The sequence below is a fragment of the Klebsiella terrigena genome (assembly GCF_012029655.1).
GTDB classification, from domain to species: domain Bacteria; phylum Pseudomonadota; class Gammaproteobacteria; order Enterobacterales; family Enterobacteriaceae; genus Klebsiella; species Klebsiella terrigena.
Genome location: NZ_CP050508.1, coordinates 3,399,087 through 3,424,838, shown reverse-complemented (window position 1 = coordinate 3,424,838; position 25,752 = coordinate 3,399,087). Strand labels below are relative to the sequence as shown.

The window sequence follows — 25,752 nt, the reverse complement described above, 5'->3', positions numbered from 1 at the left end:
ACTATAGGTGTCAACACGGGTACCATCGCCCGTCTGGCCCCATACACATTAGAATGTTTGCCATTGATTGTCTGCGAAAAGTAACGTCCTCCTGACGTTTTTGGTACGGCCTACCGCACGGCGGTGGCCAGCACCCGATCGGACAACATCCGTGACAGATGGCGCGAAGCAGGCTGCTGTCGGGCTTACAGCGAGAGGGGGGCGTTAACGATTGTTTATCTCGTCGGCCAGAATGTCGGGCCGATCCTGTCACTCAACCTGCACCCGTACTTTCGGTTTGGATAACAAAATAGTGACTAATTCAGCGAAAGGGACGGGCCTGAAGAAATAGTACCCCTGCATAAATGTGATTTTTTTGCGCATGAGATAGTCGAGCTGCTCCTGCGTTTCCACACCTTCAGCAACGATGCTTATCGAGAGTTTATGTGCCAGGTCAAGTACGGAATCCAGTATAAGCGTCGAGTCCTCATGCTCATTTACCCTGCCGACAAAACTTTGATCAATTTTGATGTAATCGATATGAAGGTCCTGCAGGTAGGAAAGCCCCGAGTAGCCGGTGCCAAAATCATCAAGCGCAATGGCAAAACCATTTGCATGCAGTTTCTTAAAAGTCTGGACAAGTGTTTCATTGATCTCCAGAGGCTCACGCTCCGTCAACTCAATGACCAGGTTCAAATCGCGCCGGCTGAAACTGTCCTTATATTTCAGACACTCTTCAGGGAATGTCGGTGCAGCGATATGGGAAGCGCTGTAGTTAAGCCCAACGTGGAAGCCTTCCGGCAATTTACTGGCGATGGTGTTCATATCAGACGCAACCTGAGCCATCAGGCTTTGCGTTAACGGCACGATCAAGCCTGATTTTTCCGCTACAGGAATAAATGACGCCGGTGAAATATCGCCTTCTAGCGGATGCCGCCATCTGGCCAGCACTTCCACACCACGCAGCGTGCCGTCTTTGCCATTGACGATGGGCTGATAAAAAGGGACGATTTCACCCTCGTCAATTGCCCGGTGGAGCTCTTCTTCAGGGGACGTATTTTTAGTCAGATACTTCTTCAGAATATAAGCGGCAAGGCAGGACATCAGCAGTAAAAACAGTAATACACCTCCGGCCCGGCTGAGCATATTCAGCAGATTTTGCAGACTGAAAAATGCAGTGGGGTCGTATTGAATGCTGAAGGGATATTCTGTAGCCGCAAGGTGTAGAAGATGATGCTGCGCTTCATTTGCCTTGGTGACGTCACCCGAGATACCTAAGAGAGTATTTCCTACCTTCAGTGCGTACCCGGCGCCTTTTAGCGGGATGTCCAGGGCATCCCTGATATGCTTGTCGCTCACGGTGACGATGATACGGCTGTCAGCAAATTCTGTCTGAATTAAAAGAACAGGCAGACCGTTTACGGTGCCGCTGGCAGGTATGAGGAACAAAGGTGAATTCGGCCATGCGGAAACGTTAACAAGTAGCACGCGATTCCCCGGCAGGGATGAACACCAGACCACGCCCTGGCGGAGAATAATGATCGTTCTGAGATGGGGCTGCAGTGATGCTTCGCTGCCGAGCCGATATTGCTCTTCCGGGCCACAGCCTTTTTCGACAATACTCATTGCCGTCCGGGTGGCAAGCCTGGCTTCATTAAGAATCACATTCATATTCTTTACCGCATGCTCTGCGCCAGCAAGTCTGTCTGCGCGCTCGGTATACCAGAATTGTGTATTCAGAATAAAAACACCCAATATAAACATTGCCACAGCTACGACAATGGGAATAAGCGTGTTGCGCATTTATATATCCTGGGTAAGTTCGAAGCCGACTTCTCTGGGGCATCAGAAGTGTCTGGTTTTATCATTATAAAAAGCATGGTTGATAAAATTTAAATTAACCATCATTAACAGTGAAATATATCATAGGAAACCAGTACTTATTCTGAGAGGTTAAGCTCCAGGCTTGAAGCGGGCGATGGCCTTGCTTGCGGGTCCGCGGTGAGCGAAAAGGGGAGCGACAGCCGTGAAGAAGCCTGTGCTGGCACCCTGAATTTTTTCGAACTACGCAGCGACGCTTCCGGGAAAAACCATAAGGTGCTTTCCAGGGGTATGGTTATATCTTTAGCATCACACGAGGAAGAATTGATGATTGTCAGGACCTGGCACGGCTGTGTTCCGCTTAAACATGCGGAAGGTTTTGCGAAGCACCTTGAGAGGACCGGCGTGGAGCATTCAAGGAGCATACGCGGAAACCGGGGGGCGTTCGTACGCCGGGAAACCCAGGGAGACCGGGAGCATTTCTTTCTGGCAACCTACTGGCAGGATCTGCATTCGGTAAAGGAATTCGCGGGAGAAAACTATCACGTAGCAGTGACTTACCCGGACGACGAAGAATTTGAGCTCCTTTCCGATCCTTACGTTTTCCAGCACGTTGTCGAAGCTGTTTCACCGCTTTGACTTGATCTCCGTGGCACCCGTCTGCCGGTTGCCCGGATTTGCTTTCACATTGGTCATCGCTGCGCAGTGCTAAAGGCCTGATTGGGGCTTTCGGGGCGGCTGACTTTCTGCCGGGAAGGACGTGCCGTCGTGCACTTCCCGAGAGCAAACGCTATGCTGCTGCCAGCAAAAAATGACGGACGTCGGCGCGAACGGGCCCGGTGCGGCCGAGGTCCCGGTCATCCCCGGGACGATTGCGTATCCGTTTTCACTGAGAGGACCCTATGCTAAAAGTCATTGCCGAAGATTTTATCAAGCTCGAATGCGTTGCAACCGTTCTGCCGTTATACCGGGAGCTGGTCGCGGCAACCAGGCTGGAGCCGCTGTGCATCGCCTACGATCTCTATACTGATGAAAAGGACCCCGGACATTTCATTTTTATCGAGGAGTGGCCAGACCATGCGGCCCTCGATGCCCACTGTGCCAGCGAGCATTTCAGACGGCTGGTCCCGTTGATCGATCGGCACAAGCGGGAAGAGGCCCGATATATCCTGATGAACGATCAGGTGAACACGACGGGCGAGTAAAGCCTCCGTCGCTATTCATCAGCTCTATAATTGCTCAGGCGACCCGCTGTGGCGCTCGTACTAGCCTTCCCGGCGACGGATGGCCCGAGGCGGCTTTAGGCGCAGGGGCATGGTGAAACGGGAAAAAGTGCTGCGGCAAGGGGAGAATAGCACTACGGCGGTGGTGAGAAAATCAGCCAGAAAATAGCATTAACTGGCTGATTTTTTAGGGTTAGCTGGTGGTAGTGCCCTGCTTATGGAACAGCTCGCGGAACACCGGGTAGATATCTTCCTGGTCGCGTATATGCTGCATGGCGAAGTTTTCAAAGGTCGTCTGCAGATGTTCATATTCACGCCATAGCGTCTGGTGGGCGCGGCGGGTTATCTCAATGTAGCTGTAGTAGCGCACCACCGGCAGGATGTTCTTCGCCAGCAGCTCGTGACACAGCGGCGAGTCGTCCGCCCAGTTATCGCCGTCCGACGCCTGCGCGGCGTAGATATTCCACTGCGACGGGTCGTAGCGCGCTTTAACCACTTCATCCATCAGCTTCAGCGCGCTGGAGACGATAGTGCCGCCGGTTTCCTGCGAATAGAAAAACTCGTGTTCATCCACCTCTTTTGCCTGGGTATGGTGGCGGATATAGACCACCTCGACGTTTTTATAGGTCCGGCTGAGGAACAGATACAGCAGGATGTAAAAACGTTTGGCCATATCTTTGGTGACCTGATCCATCGAGCCGGAAACGTCCATAAGGCAGAACATCACCGCCTGGCTGGAGGGCTCGGGCCGTTTTTCGTAATTCTTATAGCGCAGATCGAAGGTATCGATAAACGGCACGCGGTCAATCTTCGCCCGCAGCTCGGCTATCTCCTGGCGCAGCCGCTCCTCTTCCAGCAGCTGCGCAGGCTCGCTTTTGCTAATGACGTCCAGATCCGCTTCCAGCGCGCGCAGTTCGCGGCGCTTGCCGGCGGTCATGGCGGTACGTCGCGCCAGCGAGTTTTGCAGCGAACGCACCACGCTGATGTTCGCCGGGACGCCGTTAGCGGTAAAGCCCGCCCGGTGCGTCTTGAACTCGGTCAGCTGCCGCTGCTGGTTTTTCTTCAGATTCGGCAGCGCGAGATCCTCAAACAGCAGGTCGAGATACTCGTCTTTGGATATCTGAAAGACAAACCCATCTTCGCCTTCGCCGTCGGCGCTGGCTTGCCCCTGGCCGCTACCGCCGCCGCCTCCGCCGCCCTGCGGGCGTTCAATACGGTCGTTTTGCACAAAATGGTCGTTGCCGGGATGCACGCGATTGCGCAGGCCGCCGCGACCCTGATGAAACATCGGTTCGTTGATATCATCCGTCGGAATAGAGACGGATTCTCCGCTCTCAATATCGGTCACCGAGCGCTTGTTGATAGCCTCAGAGATCGACTGTTTTATCTGCGCCTTGTAGCGACGCAAAAAGCGCTGGCGATTCACCGCACTTTTATTCTTTCCGTTCAGGCGCCGGTCTATAAACCAGGTCATATGCCCCCCGTACTGCATTTGCCAACCATACACGTCATACTTCAAGCCGCATTTGCGTTGCTTACCCCGGACGCTTACCTGAGTAAACGTCCGGAGCTCCCTGCAACTCGAATTGCTGGTCTCTCTTACCCCGCTGCGAGCGGGCTTGCCGAACGTCAGGACGATTTACGTACCCGCAAATACCATTCGCACAGCAGACGTACCTGCTTACGGGTGTAGCCTTTCTCCATCATCCGGTCGACGAAGTCGTCGTGCTTTTTCTGCTCGTCGGTAGAGGTTTTGGCGTTGAACGAAATAACCGGCAGCAGCTCTTCGGTATTGGAGAACATTTTCTTCTCAATAACCGTGCGCAGTTTTTCGTAGCTGGTCCAGTTCGGGTTGCGTCCGCTGTTATTTGCTCTGGCGCGCAGCACGAAGTTGACTATCTCGTTACGGAAGTCTTTCGGGTTGCTGATCCCCGCCGGTTTTTCAATTTTTTCCAGCTCCGCGTTCAGCGATTCACGGTCAAACAGCTGGCCGGTATCCGGATCGCGGTACTCCTGATCCTGAATCCAGAAATCCGCATAGGTGACATAACGGTCAAAAATGTTCTGCCCGTATTCGGAGTAGGATTCGAGATAGGCGGTCTGGATCTCTTTGCCGATAAACTCGGCGTATTTCGGGATCAGGTAGCCTTTGAGGAACTCGAGGTAGCGCTCCGACTGCTCCTGCGGGAACTGCTCGCGTTCGATTTGCTGCTCGAGGACGTAGAACAGATGCACCGGGTTAGCGGCAACCTCGGCGTGATCGAAGTTAAATACCCGCGACAGTATTTTAAAGGCGAAGCGGGTGGAGAGACCGTTCATGCCTTCATCGACGCCGGCATAGTCGCGATACTCCTGGTAGGATTTCGCTTTCGGGTCGGTATCTTTCAGGCTCTCACCGTCGTAGACGCGCATTTTAGAGTAAATGCTCGAGTTTTCCGGCTCTTTCAGGCGCGACAGAATCGAGAAGCGCGACAGCGTTTCAAGAGTGCCTGGGGCGCAAGGCGCGTGGGTCAGTTCGCTGTTGTTGAGCAGTTTTTCATAGATACGCATCTCTTCGGAAATGCGCAGGCAATAAGGCACCTTGACGATATAGACGCGGTCGAGGAAGGCCTCATTGTTTTTGTTATTACGGAAGGTCACCCACTCAGATTCGTTCGAGTGCGCGAGGATAATCCCGTTAAACGGCAGGGCGGAGATCCCTTCTGTGCCGTTATAGTTGCCTTCCTGGGTCGCGGTCAGCAGCGGATGCAGCACCTTAATCGGCGCTTTGAACATCTCGACGAATTCCATAATCCCCTGGTTGGCGCGGCACAGGGCGCCGGAGTAGCCGTAGGCATCCGGATCGTTCTGCGCGTAGTGCTCGAGCTTGCGAATATCAACCTTACCGACCAGGGCCGAGATATCCTGGTTGTTCTCATCGCCGGGTTCGGTTTTGGCGATGGCAACCTGCTCCAGAATCGACGGCCACACCTTGATGACGCGGAATTTGGTGATATCGCCGCCAAACTCATGCAGGCGCTTGGCCGCCCACGGCGACATAATGGTGCCGAGATAGCGGGTCGGTACGCCATATTCCTTATCGAGGATCTGCGCATCTTCCTGCGGATTAAACAGGCACAGCGGGTGGTCGTTCACCGGGCTGCGCTCGCCGTTGGCGCTCAGCACGTAAACGGGTACGCGCTGCATTAATGATTTCAGACGCTCGGCAAGGGATGATTTACCGCCGCCCACCGGCCCCAGCAGATACAGAATCTGTTTCTTCTCTTCCAGACCTTGTGCGGCATGCTTCAGGTAAGAAACGATCTGCTCAATGGCATCTTCCATGCCGTAAAACTCTTCAAATGCCGGATAGCGTGCGACAACCCGGTTTGAAAAGAGACGGGACAGCCTTGGCTCCAGGGCCGTATCGACCATTGCGGGTTCACCAATGGCCATCAGTAGCCTTTCTGCCGCGTTGGCATAAGCACTGCGATCTTGCCGGCAGATGGTAAGAAACTCCTGCAGTGTGAACTCTTCGTCCTTGGCAGCTTCATAACGCTGGCGATAGTGATCGAATATATTCATGGCATGCCGTCCTTTCGTATTTAGCACAAGTTGAGAGCGTTCATATGAATAGTGGGTGCTCCCGGAAGAGGTAAGCAGAGCGCGACGTCTACTGATTCTCCAGCAACCCTTATGCCAGGTTGTCGACGAGATTAAGATAACGCGCCCTGCAATGACGCCTTCTAAATTAAAGCGTAGATGCATTTAGAAAACTTGCATGCAGCGAAAAATCAATTTCAATGACATATCAATAACTCATCCCAAAAAGGGCCGCTATTTCGCACGTCTTGCCGGGGACCTTCATCCTGTTGTCATGAAGCCGCAGGTATGGGCTCGCGTATTGACGAGTGAGTGAGTCATTTTTTGTAATGACGGGTAAAGAATTTGAGGCATGAGGCCTACGACGTTAAACTGCCTGCGCGGATTATTTGACAAACGGGAATATGGATTGTGAAGAAGATCAAATCTCTGGCACCAGGCGTGTGTCTTTTGGCTTGTGTCTCGGCAGCGCACGCCGACGGGAAGTTAACGCTGGGGGCCGGCGTGGGTATCGTCGAAAGCCCGTATAAGCAATATGACGTTGACGTTTACCCGGTGCCGGCTATCAGCTACGAAAGCGATAACTTTTGGTTCCGCGGCTTAGGCGGCGGTTACTATTTATGGAATGACGAGACCGATAAGCTGTCGGTTACCGCCTACTGGTCGCCGATGTACTTTAAGCCCGGCGACAGCGACAGCGAGCAGATGCGTAAGCTGGATCGGCGTAAAACGACGATGATGGCCGGGCTCTCCTATGTGCACAATACCCAGTATGGCTTCCTGCGTACGGTGCTGGCCGGCGACACGCTGGACAAAAGCAACGGCATTACCTGGGACATGGCCTGGCTCTATCGCTATACCAACGGCAACCTGACCTTAACGCCGGGTATCGGTATGGAGTGGAGCAGCGACAACCAGAACGAATACTACTACGGCGTCTCGAAGCGCGAATCCGAGCGCAGCGGCCTGCGCAGCTACGACCCGGATAGCAGCTGGAACCCGTATCTCGAACTGTCGGCAAACTATCGCTTCCTCGGCGACTGGAGCGTGTACGGCGTGGCGCGCTACACCCGTCTGTCCGACGAAATCACCGACAGCCCGATGGTGGACAAATCCTGGAGCGGCCTGATTTCTACCGGGATCACCTACACTTTCTGATAGTGCATCTTTATAGAGATATCTGTGCATCAAAACAGGGCGTAATGCCCTGTTTTGCATTACGGTGGTGCAATAGTGACAGGAGGTAGCGATGAGCGTAAAAATGCGCCGTTTCGGCGACCAGCAGGCGGTTCCCGCCATCGGGCAGGGAACCTGGTATATGGGGCAAAGCAGCGCGCATCGTGCGCAGGAAGCGGCTGCACTGCGAGCGGGCGTTGAGCTCGGGCTGACGGTTATCGATACCGCCGAAATGTACGCTGACGGCGGGGCGGAAGAGGTGGTGGGCAAGGCGATTCACGGCCTGCGCGACCGCGTGACGCTGGTGTCCAAAGTCTATCCCTGGCACGCCGGCGGGCACAAAATGCGCGAGGCCTGTGAAGCCAGCCTGCGTCGCCTGAAGAGTGATTATCTCGATCTCTATCTGCTGCACTGGCCGGGGGAGTTCCCGCTGGCCGAAACCGTCGAGGCGATGGAGGCGCTGGTTGCCCAGGGCAAAATTCGCCGCTGGGGCGTCTCCAACTTCGATACCGACGATATGCAGGCGCTGTGGCAGGTGCCCGGCGGCAGACGCTGTGCGACCAACCAGGTGCTGTACCATCTGGCATCGCGCGGCATTGAATACGATCTGCTGCCGTGGTGTCAGCAGCAGCAGCTGCCGGTGATGGCCTACAGCCCGCTGGCTCAGGCCGGTCGCCTGCGCGACGGTCTCATGAATCATCCCGCTCTCAACGGCCTGGCGCGGGAAAAGGGCGTCACGGTCGCGCAGCTCCTGCTGGCGTGGATCATCAGCCACGAAGGGGTGATGGCGATCCCAAAAGCCGGGAGCATTGCCCACGTCAAAGAGAACGCTGCCGCGCTTGAGTTGGTGCTCGATGAGAACGATATCGCGGTGATGGAACAGGCCTTTCCGGCGCCGGGGCGCAAAACGCCCTTAGATATGGTGTAAGGGTGCTGATTTTGTAACGGTATCTACGTGATTCGTTGATGGATATCAATGCTCAGCCGTGCTTCTCCTCCTAAAGATAAAAGAAAAAGGAGAATCACATGACTGAACCTAACAAACCCCTGGACGTGAAGCTGGCTTTTCCCCTCTGGAAAGCCGCCCTGACAATCCTGTTCGGCGCACTTATCTGGTTTATCCCTCCCCCCGATGGGTTAGCCATTCACGCATGGCAAATGTTTGCTATTTTTACCGCAACGATCTTTGCCATCATCCTGAAGGTAATGCCGATGGGGGCGGTGACGATGATCGCGCTGATCGTCTCCGCATTTTTAGGGGTAACGCCTCTCTCGCCGGGCAAGAGCGACAAAGTCGCGGCGCTGTCCGGCTTTGCCAACGGTACGATCTGGTTGATTGGTATCGCGATGTTTATCTCCCGGGCGGTGATTAAGACCGGGCTGGGCAAGCGGGTGGCGCTGTGGTTTATTTCCAAATGCGGCTCAAGCATGCTGGGCGTCGCCTATGGTCTGGCACTTTCTGACGTGGTCCTCGGGCCGGGTATTCCCTCGGCATCGGCGAGGGGCGGCGGCATTATGTATCCGATCACGCAGTCCATTGCCACCGCCTACCAGTCGGAGCCCGGCCCGACGGCCAGAAAAGCCGGCGCCTTTTTAATGCTCTGCGTTTCTCAGATTGACGCCATCGTCTGTACGATGTTTTTAACGGCGATGGCGGGTAACCCGCTGATCGCCGAACTGGCGAGAAGCCAGGGCATTGAAATCACCTGGACGACCTGGTTTGTCGGCGCGATCGTGCCGGGGATCGCCTCGCTGATCCTGCTGCCGCTGGTGCTGTACGCTATTTATCCGCCGCAGCTGAAGAAAACGCCGGAAATCCCGGCGATCGCCAGAGAAGAGCTGCGCAAGATGGGGCCGATGTCGCTGGCGGAAAAAATCCTCGCGCTTGATTTTGTCCTGCTGATCCTGCTCTGGACGGTGGGCGACATTTTCTTTGCCATTCCCGCCACCCTTTCCGCGTTTATTGGGCTGATGGTGCTGCTGGTCAGCAATATTATGTCGTGGAAAAATATCATCGAAGAAAAAACGGCCTGGGATACGATGTTCTGGTTTGCCGTGCTGGTGATGATGGCCAACGCGCTCAATAAATACGGCATGATTAGCTGGATATCTGAGCGAATTGTCGGCTACGTCGGCCACTTTGCATGGATAACGGTGTTTTTACTGCTGGTGCTGGTCTATTTCTATACCCGCTACTTCTTCGCGTCGGCGATGGCGCATATTTCCGCGATGTATCTGGCGTTTCTGGCCGTTGCCGTTTCCGTCGGCGTCCCGCCGCTGTTCGCCGCCCTGGTGCTGGGCTATACCTCTAACCTGTCGATGGGCCTGACGCAGTACTCTGGCGGCCCTGGGCCTGCTCTGTTTGGCTCCGGCTATAACACCGCGGGTCAGTGGTGGGGCGTCAGTTTCGTGGTGTCGGTGGCGTCTATTCTCATCTGGCTGGTGCTGGGAGGCGCGTGGATGAAGCTGGTGGGGTTCTGGTAACGCGGCAGCGCCTGCGGCGTCATGCGTAAAAAAACAGGGCCATTACGCCCTGTTTTTGATCCTGCGTCTGTGGCTCAGGAAGCGCTGCGGTTTTAGCGCCGCGTGACGCGAATAGTCTGCGCCAGGCGAGACGGCTTCTCTTCGCTGGCTTTCTGCGGCTCGGTAACGCAGCAGGTTTCGACGCAAACGAAGGTTTTGTAGCCGTCGTCCGGCATATCGCCCATGCTCATGGACAGCGCCGGGCCTGGGTTCCAGCCCACCACGTTGTGGTGATGATGATGGACAACGTCAATGCTGCGGTTCAGCGCGCCGTCGTGGATAACGCTGCAGGCATCCGCGTTGAGATAGACGCGGTCGGTGCGATCCGGGAAGGTCTCTTCGCCGTTGCTCAGCACGCCTTCCTGGGCGTTGTTCACCTTATCGATATAGCGATCGCCGAGGCCGCTGACCTTCACCGCCGCGATATCCCCAACGTTGAAGTAGCTGTGCAGGGCGGAGGTGGTTTCAAATTCGCCGTGCGCTTCCAGTTCGATTTCGCAGGTTTTACCCAGCTTGAAGCGCGCGTACAGCGTAAATTCGTGCGGCCAGTACTGACGGGTCTTATCGCTGCTTTTCAGTTCGAAGGTCAGCATCACGCCGCTTTCATCTTCATCATGGCCCTTCAGCGTCCACGGCAGATTGCGGGCGAAACCGTGGGAGGGAAGGCCCTGCTGTGCCGACGGACCAAACCACGGCCAGCAGACAGGCACGCCGCCGCGCAGCGCGACGCCGGTTTTAAACGGCGTGTTCCCGCTCAGCCACAGCACCTCTTCTTCTCCGGCTGGTTTCCAGGAGAGCAGGTGCGCGCCCTGGTAGGCGACGGAGGCTTTGACCAGCGGATGGTCAACGACAATCAGCTCGAGATCGTCAAGCTGGCGGCGGGAGAGGGTAGGGGTAACTTGTTCAATAACCGGGAGAGCAAATATTTTGTTAATCATGGTGCAATCCTTGGTGTGCAGGTACTGAGTTAAGCCATAAAAAAAGGCGACCGAAGTCGCCTTTTTGGATCAGGTTCTCATCTCAACTTATTTGGAGATGTGAGCGATCAGGTCCAGAACTTTGTTGGAGTAACCAGTTTCGTTGTCGTACCAGGAAACCAGTTTCACGAAGTTGTCGTTCAGTGCGATACCCGCTTTAGCATCGAACACGGAAGTGCAAACTTCGCCGTTGAAATCGGTAGATACAACGTCGTCTTCGGTGTAGCCCAGAACGCCTTTCATTGCGCCTTCGGAAGCAGCTTTGATTGCTTTCTTAATTTCTTCATAAGAAGCAGCTTTTTCCAGACGAACGGTCAGGTCAACAACGGATACGTTCGGAGTAGGAACGCGGAACGCCATACCGGTCAGTTTGCCATTCAGTTCTGGCAGTACTTTACCAACTGCTTTAGCAGCACCGGTAGAGGACGGGATGATGTTCTGGGATGCGCCGCGGCCGCCGCGCCAGTCTTTGTGAGACGGGCCATCAACGGTTTTCTGAGTTGCGGTGGTCGCGTGAACGGTGGTCATCAGCGCTTCGACGATGCCGAAGTTGTCGTTGATAACTTTAGCCAGCGGTGCCAGGCAGTTAGTGGTGCAGGATGCGTTAGAAACGATGTCCTGGCCTTCGTATTTGTCAAAGTTAGCGCCTTTAACAAACATCGGAGTGTTGTCTTTGGACGGGCCAGTCAGAACGACTTTTTTCGCGCCAGCAGTGATGTGTTTACGAGCGGTTTCGTCAGTCAGGAACAGACCAGTTGCTTCAGCAACGACGTCAACGCCTACTTCGTCCCACTTCAGGTTAGCCGGATCGCGTTCAGCGGTAACACGGATTTTTTTACCGTTAACGACCAGATGACCGTCTTTCACTTCAACGGTACCGTTGAAACGGCCGTGAGTGGAGTCATACTTCAGCATGTAAGCCATGTAGTCAGCGTCTAACAGGTCGTTGATTGCAACGATCTCGATGTCAGAACGTTCTTGAGCAGCACGGAAAACAATGCGACCGATACGGCCAAAACCGTTGATACCTACTTTGATAGTCATATATTCCACCAGCTATTTGTTAGTGAATAAAAGGTTGCCTGTAAAATTACAAAAACCTTACGCAGCGTCAAGCGGAATCGTGTCAATCATTGCGACAAATCAATCCTGAGCACACCTTTGCGCGATCGATTTGCCTCACTCTCCCTTTGAGCCCAATTCCATATGGGGACTGCGCGCGGAATTTTAAAGGTCGTTAAAGATAAAAATGTGATTTGCATCACAATTATCTAGCTGCCCATCGGCATCGAATAAGTTTAGAACAAAAGTCCACGCTTCATTGTTAATGTTTTGTTAGAATCGAGCGGTTAAAGTTGTCCTTTCACAGCGAGAAGCATGCACATGTCGAATAAACCCTCCTCGGACGAGCTCAAAAAAGAGTTGAGCGAGATGCAGTTTTACGTGACGCAGAATCACGGCACCGAGCCGCCGTTCACCGGCCGACTGCTCCACAACAAGCGAGACGGCGTCTACCACTGCCTGGTGTGCGACGCGGCGCTGTTTCACTCGCAAACCAAGTACGATTCAGGATGCGGCTGGCCGAGCTTTTTTGAGCCGGTGAGCGATGAGGCTATTCGCTACCTGAATGATTACTCCCACGGTATGCAGCGCACGGAAATTCGCTGCGGCAAATGCGATGCTCACCTTGGGCACGTCTTCCCGGATGGTCCGCAGCCGACCGGCGAGCGTTTTTGCGTAAATTCGGCGTCGTTAAGCTTCAACGACGATGATAACGGCGAGCAGATCAAGGGTTAGAGAAACGATTCAGCAAATTATTCCAATGCGGAGTTGAGCGGACGATGGATATCGAGCAAATTATCGACAGTATGACCCCGGAAGTTTATCAGCGTCTGGCCACGGCGGTGGAGCTGGGAAAATGGCCGGATGGGGTGGCGCTAACCCCGGAGCAGAAAGAGAACAGCCTGCAGCTGGTGATGCTGTGGCAGGCGCGACACAACGTCCAGGCCCAGCATATGACGATTGATACCAACGGGCAGATGGTGATGAAGAGCAAGCAGCAGCTGAAGGTGGAGTTCGGCATTACGCCAGAACCTATTGCGACGTTTAAATCCTGAGCGGCTGGCGCGGGGATGCTTACGCAGGCCCGGCGGGTTTCGCCGCCGGGCGCTGAAGCTTTACGAACCGGTTACTTCTTGTTCATCATCGCTTTAAGATCGGCAAACGGGTTATATTTCGCCTCACCGACGCTCTTCTGCGCGTCTTCGCCCGCCACCACCGTTGAACCATACTGATCGGCTTCCGTGTACTTGGAATGCTCGTGGTCGTGACAGTACAGGCACAGCATCTCCCAGTTACTGCCATCTTCCGGGTTGTTGCCGTGATCGTGATCGATATGGTGCACGGTCAGCTCACGCAGGTTCGAATAGACAAATTCACGGGAACAGCGTCCGCAGACCCACGGGAAGAGTTTTAGCGCCTTTTCGCGATAACCGACTTCCAGACGGGCGTAGTTTTTGGGGATAAAAGCCATAAAGCCCCATGCCTCCTGTAGCAAATGAAAAGCTGCGCCAAAGCCTGGCGCAGCCGATTGCAACAATCATAACCTATCCCAGGACGCGACACACCTCATCTCCTCCAGAGCGCCGAGTCCCGCGCTGCGGGGCCGTAACGGTCCGCAGGCTAGTGCTTAATGCCTAACGACTCTGCCAGCTGTTTAGCCAGCTGATTTTGCTCGTCGGCGCCGTACTCCCAGAACATCGCCCCTGCCAGCCCCTTACTCTTGATATAGTCGGCCTTGAGGGCCACGGAGCGCGGGTTTTCATAGGAGAGCGCAAACAGCGCCTTGCCGTCCGCCGACTGCACCGACAGCCACGGCACTTTCGCCTGGTCATCCCAGTGCTCGCTAAAGCGCTTGTGCGGATCGTTAAGCAGCTTCGCGACGATATCGTTGTACTTCACGTAGGTATCTTTGCTCAGATCGAAGCCCAGAGATTTGAACAGCGCGATCTGCTCGCTGCCGAAGTACGGCTGGGTGACGGGATTTTTCTGCGCATCGGGTTTGCTCCAGTCGATGCCCGGCTCAACCGCCCGTTTTGGCACCCGGCCATAGAAACCGATGCCGAGGTTCATCTGGCTCGGCTTTAAACCGGCGGCAAGATAGTTATTAACCACAAAATCGGCGCTGTACTTATCCGCTGGCGCCACCGTCGGCCAGCGCGTTGAATCGTACAGATTCGAGTTGAAGTACTGGGTGCCGTAGGCCATGTCGTAGGTCATCAGGTTGATGTAATCCAGCAGCGGGGCGATAGCTTTGACATCGACCCAGCTTTTAGGGCTTTCGGCGTTGGCACCCACGGCGATGGTCACCAGCTTTTTATGGCCAAATGCGCCACGCAGCTCCTTCAGCAGGGCGGTGAAGTTATCGCGATCGGCAGGCTGGCTGGCGACCAGTCCCCACGCGCCGTTGACCGGATACTCCCAGTCGAGGTCGATACCGTCGAGGCCATACTGCGCGACGATCTCCTGCGCCGAGCGGATAAACGTCGCGCGGCTCTCCTCGCTGGCCGCCGCGCCGGAAAAGCCGCGCGCCCCCCAGCCGCCAACGGAGAGCAGAACCTTCAGCTCCGGGTTCTGCTGGCGCAGGGCGGGGATTTTGCGTAAATCAGCCTGCACTTTTGGCGACAGCCAAATCTGATGCAGGCGGGCAGGGTCTTTTAACGCCGCATTGGTTTCATCCTTTTCGTCGTTGTAGACCAGGCCAAAGGAGTAGTTGAGGTGGGTGATCTGGCGCACGTCCAGCTTATCGATGTCGCCGCCCGGACCGGCGGTCACGTCGCCGCCGCCGTTAAAGTAGCCGACGGACATCAGGGTTTGAGCTGAGACCGCAGAAGCGCAAAGCAGGGGTAATGCTGCCAGCAAAGGCAAAAGTTTCATGGACGATCCTCTTTGACATTAAAAAAGCAAACACGCCACGGAATGGCGTGGCGAAAAAATAGCCCGCCCACACTATCAGCAATAGCCTGTTGAATCTGCGAGTTAGCTCAATGAATCGCGCAGAGGAAGCGCAAGGGAGTGGCCCGAAGCGGCGGCTTCGGGCAAGGGGTCAGGCCTGGGTTTCCAGCCAGTCGCTGAGGGTATAGAGCGTCGCGCCGGCGGCGGCCATGGCCATAAAGGCGTGGGCGCTGTCCTGCGGCTGGATATTGACGCCGCGACAGCCGTCAGTAATCACGTTAACGCGATATCCGAGGTTGAGCGCATCGAGCACCGTAAACTGGACGCAGTAGTCGGTCGCCAGACCCAGCACGATAAGCTCGGCGATCCCGCGCGCGCGCAGCCAGTCGTCAAGCTGAGTTTTGTGGCGATGGCCGTTGTCGAAAAAGGCGCTATAGCTATCAATCGCCGGGTTTTCGCCCTTGTGGAACACGGCGGCGATATCCTGCTGCTTAAGGAGCGGATGCAGCTCTGCGCCGGCGCTGTGCTGCACGCAGTGATCCGGCCAGAAGGTCTGCGCCAGCCCGTCGAGCTCACCCTGCGAGTAGGGCTCGGCCTGGTGCTGGCTGGCGAAGCTGCCGTGGTTTGCCGGATGCCAGTCCTGGCTGGCGACCACGATTTCGCCGCGCGCCAGGCTCCAGTCGATCAGCCGGTTGGCGACATCAACGGTGCTATCGCCCTGCGGCACGGCGAGCGCGCCGCCCGCGCAAAAATCATTTTGTAAATCAACCAGCAGCAGTGCTCGATTGGTCATCATCAGCTCCTTACTCATCGGGAGTCAGCTCGCCGCGCAGGTTTTCCTGCATCAGGCGGCGAATGGTCTCAACGTCCAGATTCTGGCTCAGCAGGTAGTGCAGCTTGGTCAGCGTCGCCTCGACGGTCATATCGAAACCGCCGATCACGCCCGCCTGGGCGAGGGCGTTGCCGGTGGCATAGCCCCCCATGTTGACCTTGCCGGACATACACTGCGTCAGGTTAATGACCACAATCCCGCGCTGGCTGGCTTCGGTCAGAACCTGAATAAACTCGCCGTTCTGCGGGGCGTTACCGACGCCGTAAGAGCGCAGGATCAGCGCCTTCACCGGCTGACGGAGGAAGTTGCGCACCACGTCGGCGGAGATCCCCGGGTAAATCGTCACCACGCCTATCGGCTGCGGCGTAATCGGGTGCACGATCAGCTCGCCCACGCCGTGCGGTGCCGGCGGCGTCCCGAGGCGGCGAATGTGGATCCCGGCCTCCAGCAGCGGCGCCAGGTTAGGTGAAGCAAAGGCGTTGAAGCCGTCGGCATGGGCTTTGGTGGTGCGGTTGCCGCGATAGAGGCAGTTGTTGAAAAACAGCGCCACTTCGTTAATCGGATAGTTCGCGGCAACGTACAGCGCGTTCAGCAGATTGATCTGCCCGTCGGAGCGCAGCTCGGCCAGCGGGATTTGTGACCCTGTCACAATTACCGGTTTGCCCAGATTCTCCAGCATGAACGACAGCGCCGAGGCGGTAAACGCCATGGTGTCGGTGCCGTGGAGGATCACGAAGCCATCGTACTCATCATAGTGGGCGCGGATGTCTTCCGCGATATGCTGCCAGTCCTCCGGCGTCATATCGGACGAATCCATCAGCGGGGCATATTCGTGAATGGTAAAGTCCGGCATCTCCGGACGGTGGAACTCAGGCATCAGCGCGAGCTGACGCTGCAGGTGGCCGGAAACGGGGATATAGCCGTGTTCGGAGCGCTGCATACCGATGGTCCCACCGGTGTAGGCAACGTAAATCGATTTCTTTTGCATAACATCGCTTAGGTTGTACGTAGACAGGCGCAGTATAAAGTGGTCGCGAAAAAAATACAGCGTCTATACCCGTCATACTTCGAGCTGCAGGCGCGTTGGCGGCGTGTGCTCACCCCAGCCTATACCCGTCATACTTCGAGCTGCAGATGCGTTGGCGGCGTGTGCTCACCCCAGCCTATACCCGTCATACTTCGAGCTGCAGATGCGTTGGCGGCGCTTGCTCACCCCAGTCACATAGTGGCCTATGCTCCCGGGGATTCGCTCACTTGCCGCCTTTCTGCAACTCGAATTATTTAGGGTATATCCGTTATGGCAAAGGGGGAGATGCGCTGGTTGAATGAGTTTACCTGGTCACATAGTGGCTTATGCTCCCGGGGATTCGCTCACTTGCCGCCTTTCTGCAACTCGAATTATTTAGGGTATACCCGTTATGGCAAAGGGAGAGATGCGCTGGTTGAATGAGTTTACCTGGTCACATAGTGGCTTATGCTCTCGGAGATTCGCTCACTTGCCGTCATCTTGCAGCCGGTATTATTTAGGGTATACCCGTTAACTTGAATGCAGATATGTTGGTTGGATTTGCTCACCCCGGCCTGTGGCCGGGGTTTGCTGTCGAACGAGGAGGGCTAGCGGATATTGGCGCAGGTTAAGCAGAACGCGTAGCGGTTCTGCGGATCGTTAAACGCCGCCAGCTTGTCGCTTTCGGCTTTCACCGCATTAGCGGCGGCCGCGACGGGCGCGGGCAGCCAGGCCTGCAGCGCCGTCGGCAGAGAGGCGCGAACGGAGCCGGTCAGGCTATCAACCACCATTGAGAAGAAGGTCGGATCTTCCTGGTAGTAGTCGATGTGCCACTGCTTCAGCTTCGCCAGCTCAGCGGCTTTCGCCACCGCGTCATCGAAGTCGCCGAGGCTATCCACCAGGCCGTTGGCTTTGGCATCTTCACCGGTCCAGACGTGGCCCTGGGCAATCTGGTCAACTTTCTCCGGCGTACTCTTACGCGCGTTAGCCACCAGGGTAATAAAGCGCTTATAGCCGTTCTCAATACTCATCTGCATCATCTGCTGCACTTCTGGCGGCAATGATTTGGTGGTGGAAACATCCGCCAGCGGCGACGTTGATACGCCGTCGGTATGCACGCCGATAGAGCCGAGGGTGTTTTCAACGGTGTTGATCACGCCAAAGATGCCGATTGAACCGGTGAGGGTGCTCGGGTTCGCCACGATGTAGTCCGCAGGGGTAGAGATCCAGTAGCCGCCGGAGGCTGCCATGCCGCCCATGGAAACCACCACCGGTTTGCCTGCCGCTTTCGCCGCCGCCAGCTCTTCGCGAATCACTTCCGAAGCGCTGACGCTGCCGCCGGGGCTGTTAACGCGCAGCACGATGGCTTTCACCTTCGGATCGAGGCGCGCATCGCGGATCTGGGCCGCGGTGGTATCGCCGCCGACGTTGCCCGGCGTTTCTTCACCGTCCATGATCGCGCCGTTGGCGAAGATAACCGCAATCGAGGCGCCCTGGTCGGAAGGCGTCTTAACGCTGTAATCGTAATAGCTGATGGCGCGATAGTTGTTATCCGCCTTGCTCCAGCCAAACTGTTTGGTCAGCGCCTTTTCGATGTCGGTGGAGGTCGCCAGCTCGTCAACCAGCTTGCTGTCCAGGGCGTATTTCGCCGTATCGCCATCGACCTTACGCAGGCCGTCGAGCACGCCCTGAGCGCCGGGGAAGAGCTGCTGGGCGGTGATCTGCCGGTTGGCAGCGATGGTATTGAGATAGTTCTGCCACAGCTCGCCTATCCAGCGGCCGTCGGCTTCACGGGCGGCCGGAGACATATCGTCGCGGATAAACGGCTCTACCGCTGACTTGTAGGTGCCGACGCGGAAAACGTGGGTTGAGACCTTCAGCTTATCGAGCAGCGATTTGTAGTACAGGCCGTTAGTGGCAAAACCGTGCAGATCGACTTCGCCCTGCGGCGAGAGCCAAATTTTATTGGCGAAGCTTGCCAGATAGTACTGCCCCTGGCTGTAGCTGCTGCCGACGGCGTAGACCGGCTTGCCGCTATCGCGGAATTCGCGCAGCGCTTTACCGATGTACTGCATCGACGGCTGGTCACCGCCGGCAAAATTTTTCAGATCCAGCACGATACCGGTGATATTACGGTCGTCTTTGGCCTGACGGATGGTTTGTACGATATCAAACAGCGAGTTTTCCTGCAGGCGATCGGAGCTGGCGCCAAACAGCTGACGGCCAATGACCCCAAGCTTGCTGCTGGCTGAAGGCTTGTCGACCACCACGCCGGTGATATTCATCAGCAGCGCGCCGCGGGCGGCATGCTCGGTAGTGGTGCTGCTGAACTGCGCCCAGATGCCGAAGCAAACCAGCACCAGCAGCAGGAAAACCAGGTTCAGCGCGAGCTGACGAACAAAATTAAGTACTCGCCACGTCCATTTAAAAAATCCGGCAATCAGTCGCCAAAGGGTTCGCATGTATTCTCCCTAACATTATCAAAAGTGGGCTAACCGCAGGGGCTGCCGCGTCTGGCTATCCTAAAGAGACCATCGGCGCTTGTCAGCAGGAATCACCCGTCGGGCTGTAACAAAATTCGTGTGCATGTTAATTTTATGAAAAATAACCTCACAGGAGTCACATAGATGGATGCTCTCGACCTACTGATTAACCGCCGCAGCGCCTCGCGCCTGGCTGAACCAGCCCCGGCCGGCGAACAGCTGGAAAATATCCTGCGCGCCGGCCTGCGCGCCCCGGATCACGGGACCTTACAGCCGTGGCGGTTCTTTATTATTGCCGATGAAGGGCGCGAGCGCTTCAGCCAGCTGTTGGAAAAAGGCGCCGTTGCGGCCGGACAGGATGAAAAGGGCGTCGAGAAAGCGCGCAGCGCGCCGTTCCGGGCGCCGCTGATTATTACCGTGGTTGCCCGCTGTGAGGATCACCCCAAGGTGCCTAAGTGGGAGCAGGAGATGTCGGCGGGCTGTGCGGTCATGGCGATGCAGATGGCCGCGGTCGCTCAGGGATTCAACGGTATCTGGCGCAGCGGAGCGTTAACCGAAAGCGCCATCGTGCGTGAAGGGTTTGCCTGCCGCGAGCAGGATAAGATTGTCGGTTTCCTCTATCTGGGTACGCCGCAGCTGAAGGCATCAACCAGCATCGCTCTGGCCGACACCGCGCCGTTCGTCGTGCGTTTCTGAGGATGAATTGCCCGGCAGGCGACTGCCGCCGGGCTGCTTCAGGCGCTACTTCTGCTGTTTAGCAAACTCATCTTTCGCTTTCTGCAGCTGCTGCTGGAAAGCCGGGTTGGTATGCAGGGTCGCGACGACCGCCGAGCCGACAATGCGCGCGGCGTCGACGTCGCTTTGCCAGTGATAGCCGCAGATCACCCGGCTCTCGCCGAGCTCGTAGCCGCGCTTGAGAATCTCATTCTGCCGCTGCGGGTTAACTTCGGCCAGCACCAGCGCCGTGGCCCAGCCGATAGAGGTATGGCCGGAAGGATAGGAGCCATTCTTCGACAGCTTATCCTGCTCGGTGGTGTTACAGGTGGCGACGCCGTAAAACGCGAACGGACGAATGCGCATGTACTTCTCTTTCGCCCCGCGGGTCGCCAGGTCGCCGGCATCTTCAATCATATTGGTCAGCAGCTTGTGCAGCGCCGGCGCGTCCTTTTCGGTGATCGGGGAGCCGAATGCGCCGGAGAAGGCGTTCGCCACGCCGCCTGCGCTGAGGTTTGCGTCCTCTGCCGCCAGCTTACCGCGCTCGGTGGCCCGCAGCAGACGTCCTTTTTCATACATCGCCTGGTCGTTTAAGAAGGCAATACTGCCCACTTCCGGCGGCGGCGGCAGGAGCGCCAGGCTATCGATGGCCTGAGCATTTTTCAGGTAGTAGAGGTCAGGTTTAGTCGTGGCATCGTTACCCGCTGCCGTCAGGGCAAAAGCGTTAACGGAGAAGAGGCCTGCCAGGCAAAGGGCGAGAACGCGCTTTTTCATCAAAATTTCCTTTCGTTGTTATCACTCCAGAGAGAGCAGAACGTTTTGCTGTCACATTTCTGTCATCTTTTAGTTAAAGTTAAAATGACGCTGAAAAAATTGTTCTCTATCGCAAAATCGCATATTTGTCTGCTTAATGAGCAACTATTCGCGATTTCAGACTGTCGTACTTACCACCTTGACGTTTGGGCGCTACCATAGCGGGATTGCAATGACAGGAGATGTCCATGAGCGAGCAAGCTATTCGTTTAACGCAATACAGCCACGGAGCCGGTTGCGGGTGTAAAATTTCCCCTAAAGTGCTGGAAACTATCCTTAAAAGTGACCAGGCAAAATTTATTGACCCCAATCTGCTGGTGGGCAACGAAACCAGCGACGATGCGGCGGTCTACGACCTGGGCAACGGCACGTCCATCATCAGCACCACCGACTTCTTTATGCCGATTGTCGACAGCCCGTTCGACTTTGGCCGCATTGCCGCGACTAACGCCATCAGCGATATTTTCGCCATGGGCGGCAGGCCGATTATGGCGATAGCGATCCTCGGCTGGCCGATTAATACCCTGGCGCCGGAAATCGCCCGTGAAGTGGTTGACGGCGGCCGCTTTGCCTGCCAGCAGGCGGGGATCGCGCTGGCCGGCGGCCACTCCATTGACGCGCCGGAGCCGATTTTTGGCCTCGCGGTGACCGGCGTGGTGCCCACCGAGCGGATCAAGAAAAACAGCACCGCCGAGGCGGGATGCCGGCTGTTCCTCAGCAAACCGCTGGGGATCGGCGTGCTGACCACCGCCGAGAAAAAATCGCTGCTCAAGCCTGAGCATCAGGGGCTGGCTACCGAAACCATGTGTCAGATGAACCTCGCTGGCGCCGCGTTTGCCAATATCGACGGCGTGAAGGCGATGACCGACGTCACCGGCTTTGGCCTGCTTGGCCACCTGAGCGAGGTGTGCCGCGGGGCGGGCGTACAGGCGCAGCTGAACTATGCCGACATCCCCAAACTGCCGGGCGTGGAGGAGTACATTCTCGCCGGCGCGGTTCCCGGCGGCACCGGACGCAATTTCGCCAGCTACGGCCATCTGATGGGCGAAATGCCCGCGGAGTGGCGCGATCTGCTGTGCGATCCGCAAACCTCCGGCGGCCTGCTGCTGGCGGTCTCGCCGGAAGCTGAAGCCGAGGTCCGCGCGGCGGCAGAGGCGTCCGGCGTGACGCTGGCCGCTATCGGCGAGCTGGTTACCGCCCGCGGCGGACGTCCCATGATCGAGATCCGTTGATTACATGCGGCTGTTTATTGCAGAAAAACCGAGCCTCGGCCGCGCCATCGCCGAGGTGTTACCCAAGCCGCATCGCAAGGGTGACGGCTATATTGAGTGCGGCAACGGGCAGGTGGTCACCTGGTGTATTGGCCATCTGCTGGAGCAGGCGCAGCCGGATGTCTACGACGGGCGCTACGCGCGCTGGAACCTGGTCGATCTGCCTATCGTCCCGGATAAGTGGCAGCTACAGCCGAAACCCTCGGTCAGCAAACAGCTTAACGTTATCAAGCGGCTGCTGGGCGACGCCGAGGAGGTGATCCACGCCGGTGACCCGGACAGAGAAGGCCAGCTGCTGGTGGATGAAGTTCTCGACTATCTGCAGCTGGCGCCGGAAAAGCGTCAGCAGGTGCAGCGCTGCCTGATAAACGATCTTAACCCGCAGGCGGTTGAGCGGGCGATCTCTCGCCTGCGCGCCAACAGCGAGTTTATTCCGCTCTGCGTATCGGCGCTGGCCCGCGCGCGCGCCGACTGGCTGTATGGGATCAACATGACCCGCGCCTACACGCTGCTCGGGCGCAACGCGGGCTATCAGGGCGTGCTCTCGGTCGGGCGCGTGCAGACGCCGGTGCTCGGGCTGGTGGTGCGCCGCGATGAAGAGATCGAGAACTTTGTGGCGAAGGATTTCTTCGACGTGAAAGCGCATATCGTCACTCCCCAGGACGAGCGCTTTGTCGCGACCTGGCAGCCGAGCGATGCCTGCGAATCCTGGCAGGATGATGAAGGACGCCTCCTGCACCGCCCGCTGGCCGAACACGTCGTCGCGCGGATTACCGGCCAGCCGGCGCTGGTCACCGCCTACAACGATAAGCGGGATTCGGAGCCCGCTCCGCTGCCGTTTTCGCTCTCTGCGCTGCAGATTGAGGCCGCAAAGCGTTTTGGCTTCAGCGCGCAAAACGTGCTGGATATTTGCCAGAAGCTCTACGAGACCCACAAGCTTATCACCTACCCGCGTTCGGACAGCCGCTACCTGCCGGAGGAGCATTTCGCCGGTCGCCATACGGTACTCAACGCTATTGGCGTCCACGCGCCGGATTTACTGCCTCAGCCGGCGGTTAACCCGGGGATCCGCAACCGCTGCTGGGACGATAAAAAGGTTGATGCGCACCATGCCATCATTCCCACCGCGCGCAGCAGCCAGGTGCGGCTGACGGAGAACGAGATCAAGGTCTACGGCCTGATCGCGCGTCAGTACCTGATGCAGTTTTGCCCGGATGCGGTGTTCCGCAAATGCCAGATTGACCTTGAAATCGCCAACGGCAAGTTTGTCGCCAAGGCGCGCTTCCTCGCCGAGGCCGGCTGGCGGGCGCTGCTGGGTAATAAAGAGCGCGACGAAGAGAACGACGGTACGCCGCTGCCGGTGGTGGCGAAAGACGATGAGCTGCTGTGTGAGAAGGGCGAAGTGGTGGAGCGGCAAACCCAGCCGCCGCGCTATTTTACCGACGCGACGCTGCTCTCTGCGATGACCGGGATTGCCCGCTTCGTGCAGGATAAGGATCTGAAGAAGATCCTGCGCGCCACCGACGGTCTGGGCACCGAGGCGACCCGCGCCGGAATTATTGAGCTGCTGTTTAAGCGCGGCTTTTTAGTCAAGAAAGGGCGCTATATCCACTCGTCGGACGCGGGACGGGCGCTGATCCACTCCCTGCCCGAAATGGCCGCTCGGCCGGATATGACCGCGCACTGGGAATCGGTGCTGACGCAAATCAGCGAAAAGCAGTGCCGCTATCAGGACTTTATGCAGCCGCTGGTGGGAACGCTGTATCAGCTTATCGACCAGGCGCGCAGCACGCCCGCGCGTCAGTTCCGCGGTATCGTTGCGCCGGGTGGCGCTAAGAAAGCGTTCAGCAAAGGCAAGCCAGGGGCGAAGGCCAAGGGCAAGGGCAAGAAGTCGGCGGCGGATGCGCCTGCCGACAATCCATAATCAAAGACCCCGCAGGCGGGGTCTTTTTCGTTGGGCTCCGTCAGCGGCTCTCCCGGAAAAGCGCGACCCGGGAGAGCCTGCGGATTAAATCACACCCTGTGCCAGCATCGCGTCGGCGACCTTAACGAAGCCAGCGATGTTGGCGCCGCGCACGTAGTTAGTCTGCTTCGCTTCGCCGCCGTACTCCACGCAGGCGTGGTGAATATCGAGCATGATGTGGTGCAGACGAGCGTCAACCTTCTCTGCTTTCCAGCTCATTCGCGCGGCGTTCTGCGCCATTTCGAGACCGGAAGTCGCTACGCCGCCGGCGTTAGCGGCTTTACCCGGCGCGAACAGCACGTCGGCTTCGAGGAACAGATCGGTTGCCGCGATGGTGGTCGGCATATTGGCGCCTTCGGCAACGGCCTTCACGCCGTTGGCGATCAGCAGGCGGGCGGCGTCAACGTCCAGTTCGTTTTGCGTGGCGCACGGCAGCGCAATATCTACCGGCACGGACCACGGCTGCTGGCCTTCGAGATACTGCAGGCCAAACTCGCGGGCGTAGCCGGCCACGCGACCGTCGCGGCTGGCTTTAATTTCGCACAGGCGCGCCAGCTTCTCTGGGGTAAAGCCCGCTTCGTCGACCACGGTTCCGCTGGAGTCGGAGGCGGTAATGACGCGCGCGCCAAGCTCCATGGCTTTTTCGATGGCGTACTGGGCAACGTTGCCGGAGCCGGAAACCGCTACGCGCATCCCTTCGAAGCCCAGACCGTGGCGTTTAAGCATCGCTTCGGTGAAGTAGACCAGACCATAGCCGGTTGCTTCCGGGCGAATCAGGCTGCCGCCAAAGGAGAGCCCTTTGCCGGTGAAGACGCAGGCGCTGTTGTTGGAGAGCTTACGCATCATCCCGGCCATAAAGCCCACTTCGCGACCGCCAACCCCGATATCGCCAGCCGGTACGTCGGTGTCCGGGCCTAAGTGACGATACAGTTCGGTCATCAGCGACTGGCAGAAGCGCATCACTTCGCCGTCGCTCTTTCCTTTCGGGTCGAAGTCGCTGCCGCCTTTACCGCCGCCCATAGGCAGGGTGGTCAGGGCGTTTTTGAACGTTTGCTCGAAGCCGAGGAATTTGAGGATCGACAGGTTGACCGACGGGTGGAAGCGCATGCCGCCCTTGTACGGGCCGATAGCGGAGTTGAACTGCACGCGCCAGGCGCGGTTAACCTGAACCTGATTACGGTCATCAACCCATACGACGCGGAACTGGATAGCCCGCTCCGGTTCAACCAAACGTTCCAGCAAATTGAGCTGGCGATAGCGCGGATTTTCCTCAAGGAAAGGCCACAGGGTGGTCATCACCTCGCGGACGGCCTGAGCAAATTCGGTTTGATGAGGATCGCGCTGTTGAACGCGGGCGAGAAAACCTTCCAGAGTGCACGTCTGATCCATAGATATAACTTCCCCTTATAGTTGTGGTTGCGTTTATACATGTCAT

22 protein-coding genes are annotated in these 25,752 nt (G+C 57.0%); 10 read left to right on the top strand and 12 right to left on the bottom strand.

What is annotated here, in order from left to right; genetic code table 11:
- Window positions 1-249: 249 nt before the first annotated feature.
- Window positions 250-1,782, bottom strand: a complete 1,533-nt coding sequence (locus HCK03_RS16090) for an EAL domain-containing protein (RefSeq protein WP_167691892.1) — start codon at window positions 1,780-1,782, stop codon at window positions 250-252.
- Between the two features lie 345 nt (window positions 1,783-2,127).
- Between HCK03_RS16090 and HCK03_RS16085 the strand changes: the two genes are divergently transcribed.
- Window positions 2,128-2,439, top strand: coding sequence for a hypothetical protein (locus HCK03_RS16085; RefSeq protein WP_041145099.1), 312 nt, complete (start codon window positions 2,128-2,130; stop codon window positions 2,437-2,439).
- A 263-nt stretch (window positions 2,440-2,702) separates the two neighbouring features.
- Complete coding sequence (locus HCK03_RS16080; RefSeq protein WP_167691891.1) at window positions 2,703-3,005, top strand: putative quinol monooxygenase; 303 nt, start codon at window positions 2,703-2,705, stop codon at window positions 3,003-3,005.
- Between the two features lie 211 nt (window positions 3,006-3,216).
- Here HCK03_RS16080 and HCK03_RS16075 read toward each other — a convergent pair whose 3' ends face one another.
- Both HCK03_RS16075 and yeaG read right to left on the bottom strand, forming a co-directional pair.
- Entirely contained in the window at window positions 3,217-4,497 is a 1,281-nt protein-coding gene (locus tag HCK03_RS16075) for a YeaH/YhbH family protein (RefSeq protein ID WP_041145101.1), read from the bottom strand.
- 155 nt (window positions 4,498-4,652) lie between these two features.
- Window positions 4,653-6,587 (bottom strand): protein kinase YeaG, encoded by a 1,935-nt coding sequence (gene yeaG / locus HCK03_RS16070; RefSeq protein WP_041145102.1) that lies wholly within the window; start codon window positions 6,585-6,587, stop codon window positions 4,653-4,655.
- Window positions 6,588-7,016: 429 nt separating this feature from the next.
- Between yeaG and HCK03_RS16065 the strand changes: the two genes are divergently transcribed.
- The 3 genes from HCK03_RS16065 to HCK03_RS16055 all read left to right on the top strand — a co-directional run bounded on the left by HCK03_RS16065 (window position 7,017) and on the right by HCK03_RS16055 (window position 10,265).
- Window positions 7,017-7,763, top strand: a complete 747-nt coding sequence (locus HCK03_RS16065) for a MipA/OmpV family protein (RefSeq protein ID WP_041145103.1) — start codon at window positions 7,017-7,019, stop codon at window positions 7,761-7,763.
- A 91-nt stretch (window positions 7,764-7,854) separates the two neighbouring features.
- Window positions 7,855-8,709: an aldo/keto reductase gene (locus HCK03_RS16060; RefSeq protein WP_167691890.1), complete on the top strand. Its 855-nt coding sequence runs from the start codon at window positions 7,855-7,857 to the stop codon at window positions 8,707-8,709.
- 98 nt (window positions 8,710-8,807) lie between these two features.
- Window positions 8,808-10,265, top strand: coding sequence for a DASS family sodium-coupled anion symporter (locus HCK03_RS16055; protein WP_041145105.1), 1,458 nt, complete (start codon window positions 8,808-8,810; stop codon window positions 10,263-10,265).
- A 92-nt stretch (window positions 10,266-10,357) separates the two neighbouring features.
- Here the strand turns inward: HCK03_RS16055 and HCK03_RS16050 are convergent, their stop codons facing one another.
- Window positions 10,358-11,242, bottom strand: a complete 885-nt coding sequence (locus tag HCK03_RS16050) for a D-hexose-6-phosphate mutarotase (RefSeq protein ID WP_167691889.1) — start codon at window positions 11,240-11,242, stop codon at window positions 10,358-10,360.
- 87 nt (window positions 11,243-11,329) lie between these two features.
- Window positions 11,330-12,325, bottom strand: coding sequence for a glyceraldehyde-3-phosphate dehydrogenase (gene gapA / locus HCK03_RS16045; protein ID WP_041145107.1), 996 nt, complete (start codon window positions 12,323-12,325; stop codon window positions 11,330-11,332).
- A 339-nt stretch (window positions 12,326-12,664) separates the two neighbouring features.
- Here gapA and msrB point away from each other — a divergent pair, with 339 nt between their 5' ends.
- Together msrB and HCK03_RS16035 are read left to right on the top strand one after the other, a co-directional pair.
- Window positions 12,665-13,078, top strand: a complete 414-nt coding sequence (gene msrB / locus HCK03_RS16040; RefSeq protein WP_041145108.1) for a peptide-methionine (R)-S-oxide reductase MsrB — start codon at window positions 12,665-12,667, stop codon at window positions 13,076-13,078.
- A gap of 44 nt (window positions 13,079-13,122) precedes the next feature.
- Window positions 13,123-13,398, top strand: a complete 276-nt coding sequence (locus tag HCK03_RS16035; RefSeq protein ID WP_041145109.1) for a YeaC family protein — start codon at window positions 13,123-13,125, stop codon at window positions 13,396-13,398.
- Window positions 13,399-13,469: 71 nt separating this feature from the next.
- Here the strand turns inward: HCK03_RS16035 and yajD are convergent, their stop codons facing one another.
- From yajD to sppA, 5 genes are all read right to left on the bottom strand, one after another.
- Window positions 13,470-13,814: an HNH nuclease YajD gene (yajD, locus tag HCK03_RS16030; RefSeq protein WP_041145110.1), complete on the bottom strand. Its 345-nt coding sequence runs from the start codon at window positions 13,812-13,814 to the stop codon at window positions 13,470-13,472.
- Window positions 13,815-13,963: 149 nt separating this feature from the next.
- Window positions 13,964-15,217: a chitinase ChiD gene (locus HCK03_RS16025; protein ID WP_167691888.1), complete on the bottom strand. Its 1,254-nt coding sequence runs from the start codon at window positions 15,215-15,217 to the stop codon at window positions 13,964-13,966.
- A gap of 169 nt (window positions 15,218-15,386) precedes the next feature.
- Window positions 15,387-16,028, bottom strand: a complete 642-nt coding sequence (pncA, locus tag HCK03_RS16020) for a bifunctional nicotinamidase/pyrazinamidase (protein ID WP_041147587.1) — start codon at window positions 16,026-16,028, stop codon at window positions 15,387-15,389.
- A 10-nt stretch (window positions 16,029-16,038) separates the two neighbouring features.
- Entirely contained in the window at window positions 16,039-17,055 is a 1,017-nt protein-coding gene (ansA, locus tag HCK03_RS16015) for an asparaginase (RefSeq protein ID WP_115193075.1), read from the bottom strand.
- A 626-nt stretch (window positions 17,056-17,681) separates the two neighbouring features.
- Entirely contained in the window at window positions 17,682-19,535 is a 1,854-nt protein-coding gene (sppA, locus tag HCK03_RS16010) for a signal peptide peptidase SppA (protein ID WP_041145113.1), read from the bottom strand.
- Window positions 19,536-19,700: 165 nt separating this feature from the next.
- Between sppA and HCK03_RS16005 the strand changes: the two genes are divergently transcribed.
- The gene (locus HCK03_RS16005; protein WP_041145114.1) at window positions 19,701-20,252 is read left to right on the top strand and encodes an NAD(P)H nitroreductase; all 552 of its coding nucleotides are present in this window, start codon (window positions 19,701-19,703) and stop codon (window positions 20,250-20,252) included.
- 45 nt (window positions 20,253-20,297) lie between these two features.
- On the opposite strand, the gene phoC is transcribed toward HCK03_RS16005, so the two are convergent.
- Window positions 20,298-21,044, bottom strand: a complete 747-nt coding sequence (phoC, locus tag HCK03_RS16000; RefSeq protein ID WP_115193073.1) for an acid phosphatase PhoC — start codon at window positions 21,042-21,044, stop codon at window positions 20,298-20,300.
- Between the two features lie 227 nt (window positions 21,045-21,271).
- Between phoC and selD the strand changes: the two genes are divergently transcribed.
- Both selD and HCK03_RS15990 read left to right on the top strand, forming a co-directional pair.
- On the top strand, window positions 21,272-22,315 hold the full coding sequence (gene selD, locus HCK03_RS15995; protein WP_041145116.1) for a selenide, water dikinase SelD: 1,044 nt from the start codon (window positions 21,272-21,274) through the stop codon (window positions 22,313-22,315).
- Between the two features lie 4 nt (window positions 22,316-22,319).
- Window positions 22,320-24,278 carry a DNA topoisomerase III gene (locus HCK03_RS15990; RefSeq protein ID WP_167691887.1) on the top strand — a complete coding sequence of 653 codons (1,959 nt, stop codon included), beginning with the start codon at window positions 22,320-22,322 and terminating at the stop codon, window positions 24,276-24,278.
- 84 nt (window positions 24,279-24,362) lie between these two features.
- Here the strand turns inward: HCK03_RS15990 and gdhA are convergent, their stop codons facing one another.
- Window positions 24,363-25,706 carry an NADP-specific glutamate dehydrogenase gene (gene gdhA, locus HCK03_RS15985; RefSeq protein WP_167691886.1) on the bottom strand — a complete coding sequence of 448 codons (1,344 nt, stop codon included), beginning with the start codon at window positions 25,704-25,706 and terminating at the stop codon, window positions 24,363-24,365.
- Window positions 25,707-25,752 lie beyond the last annotated feature (46 nt).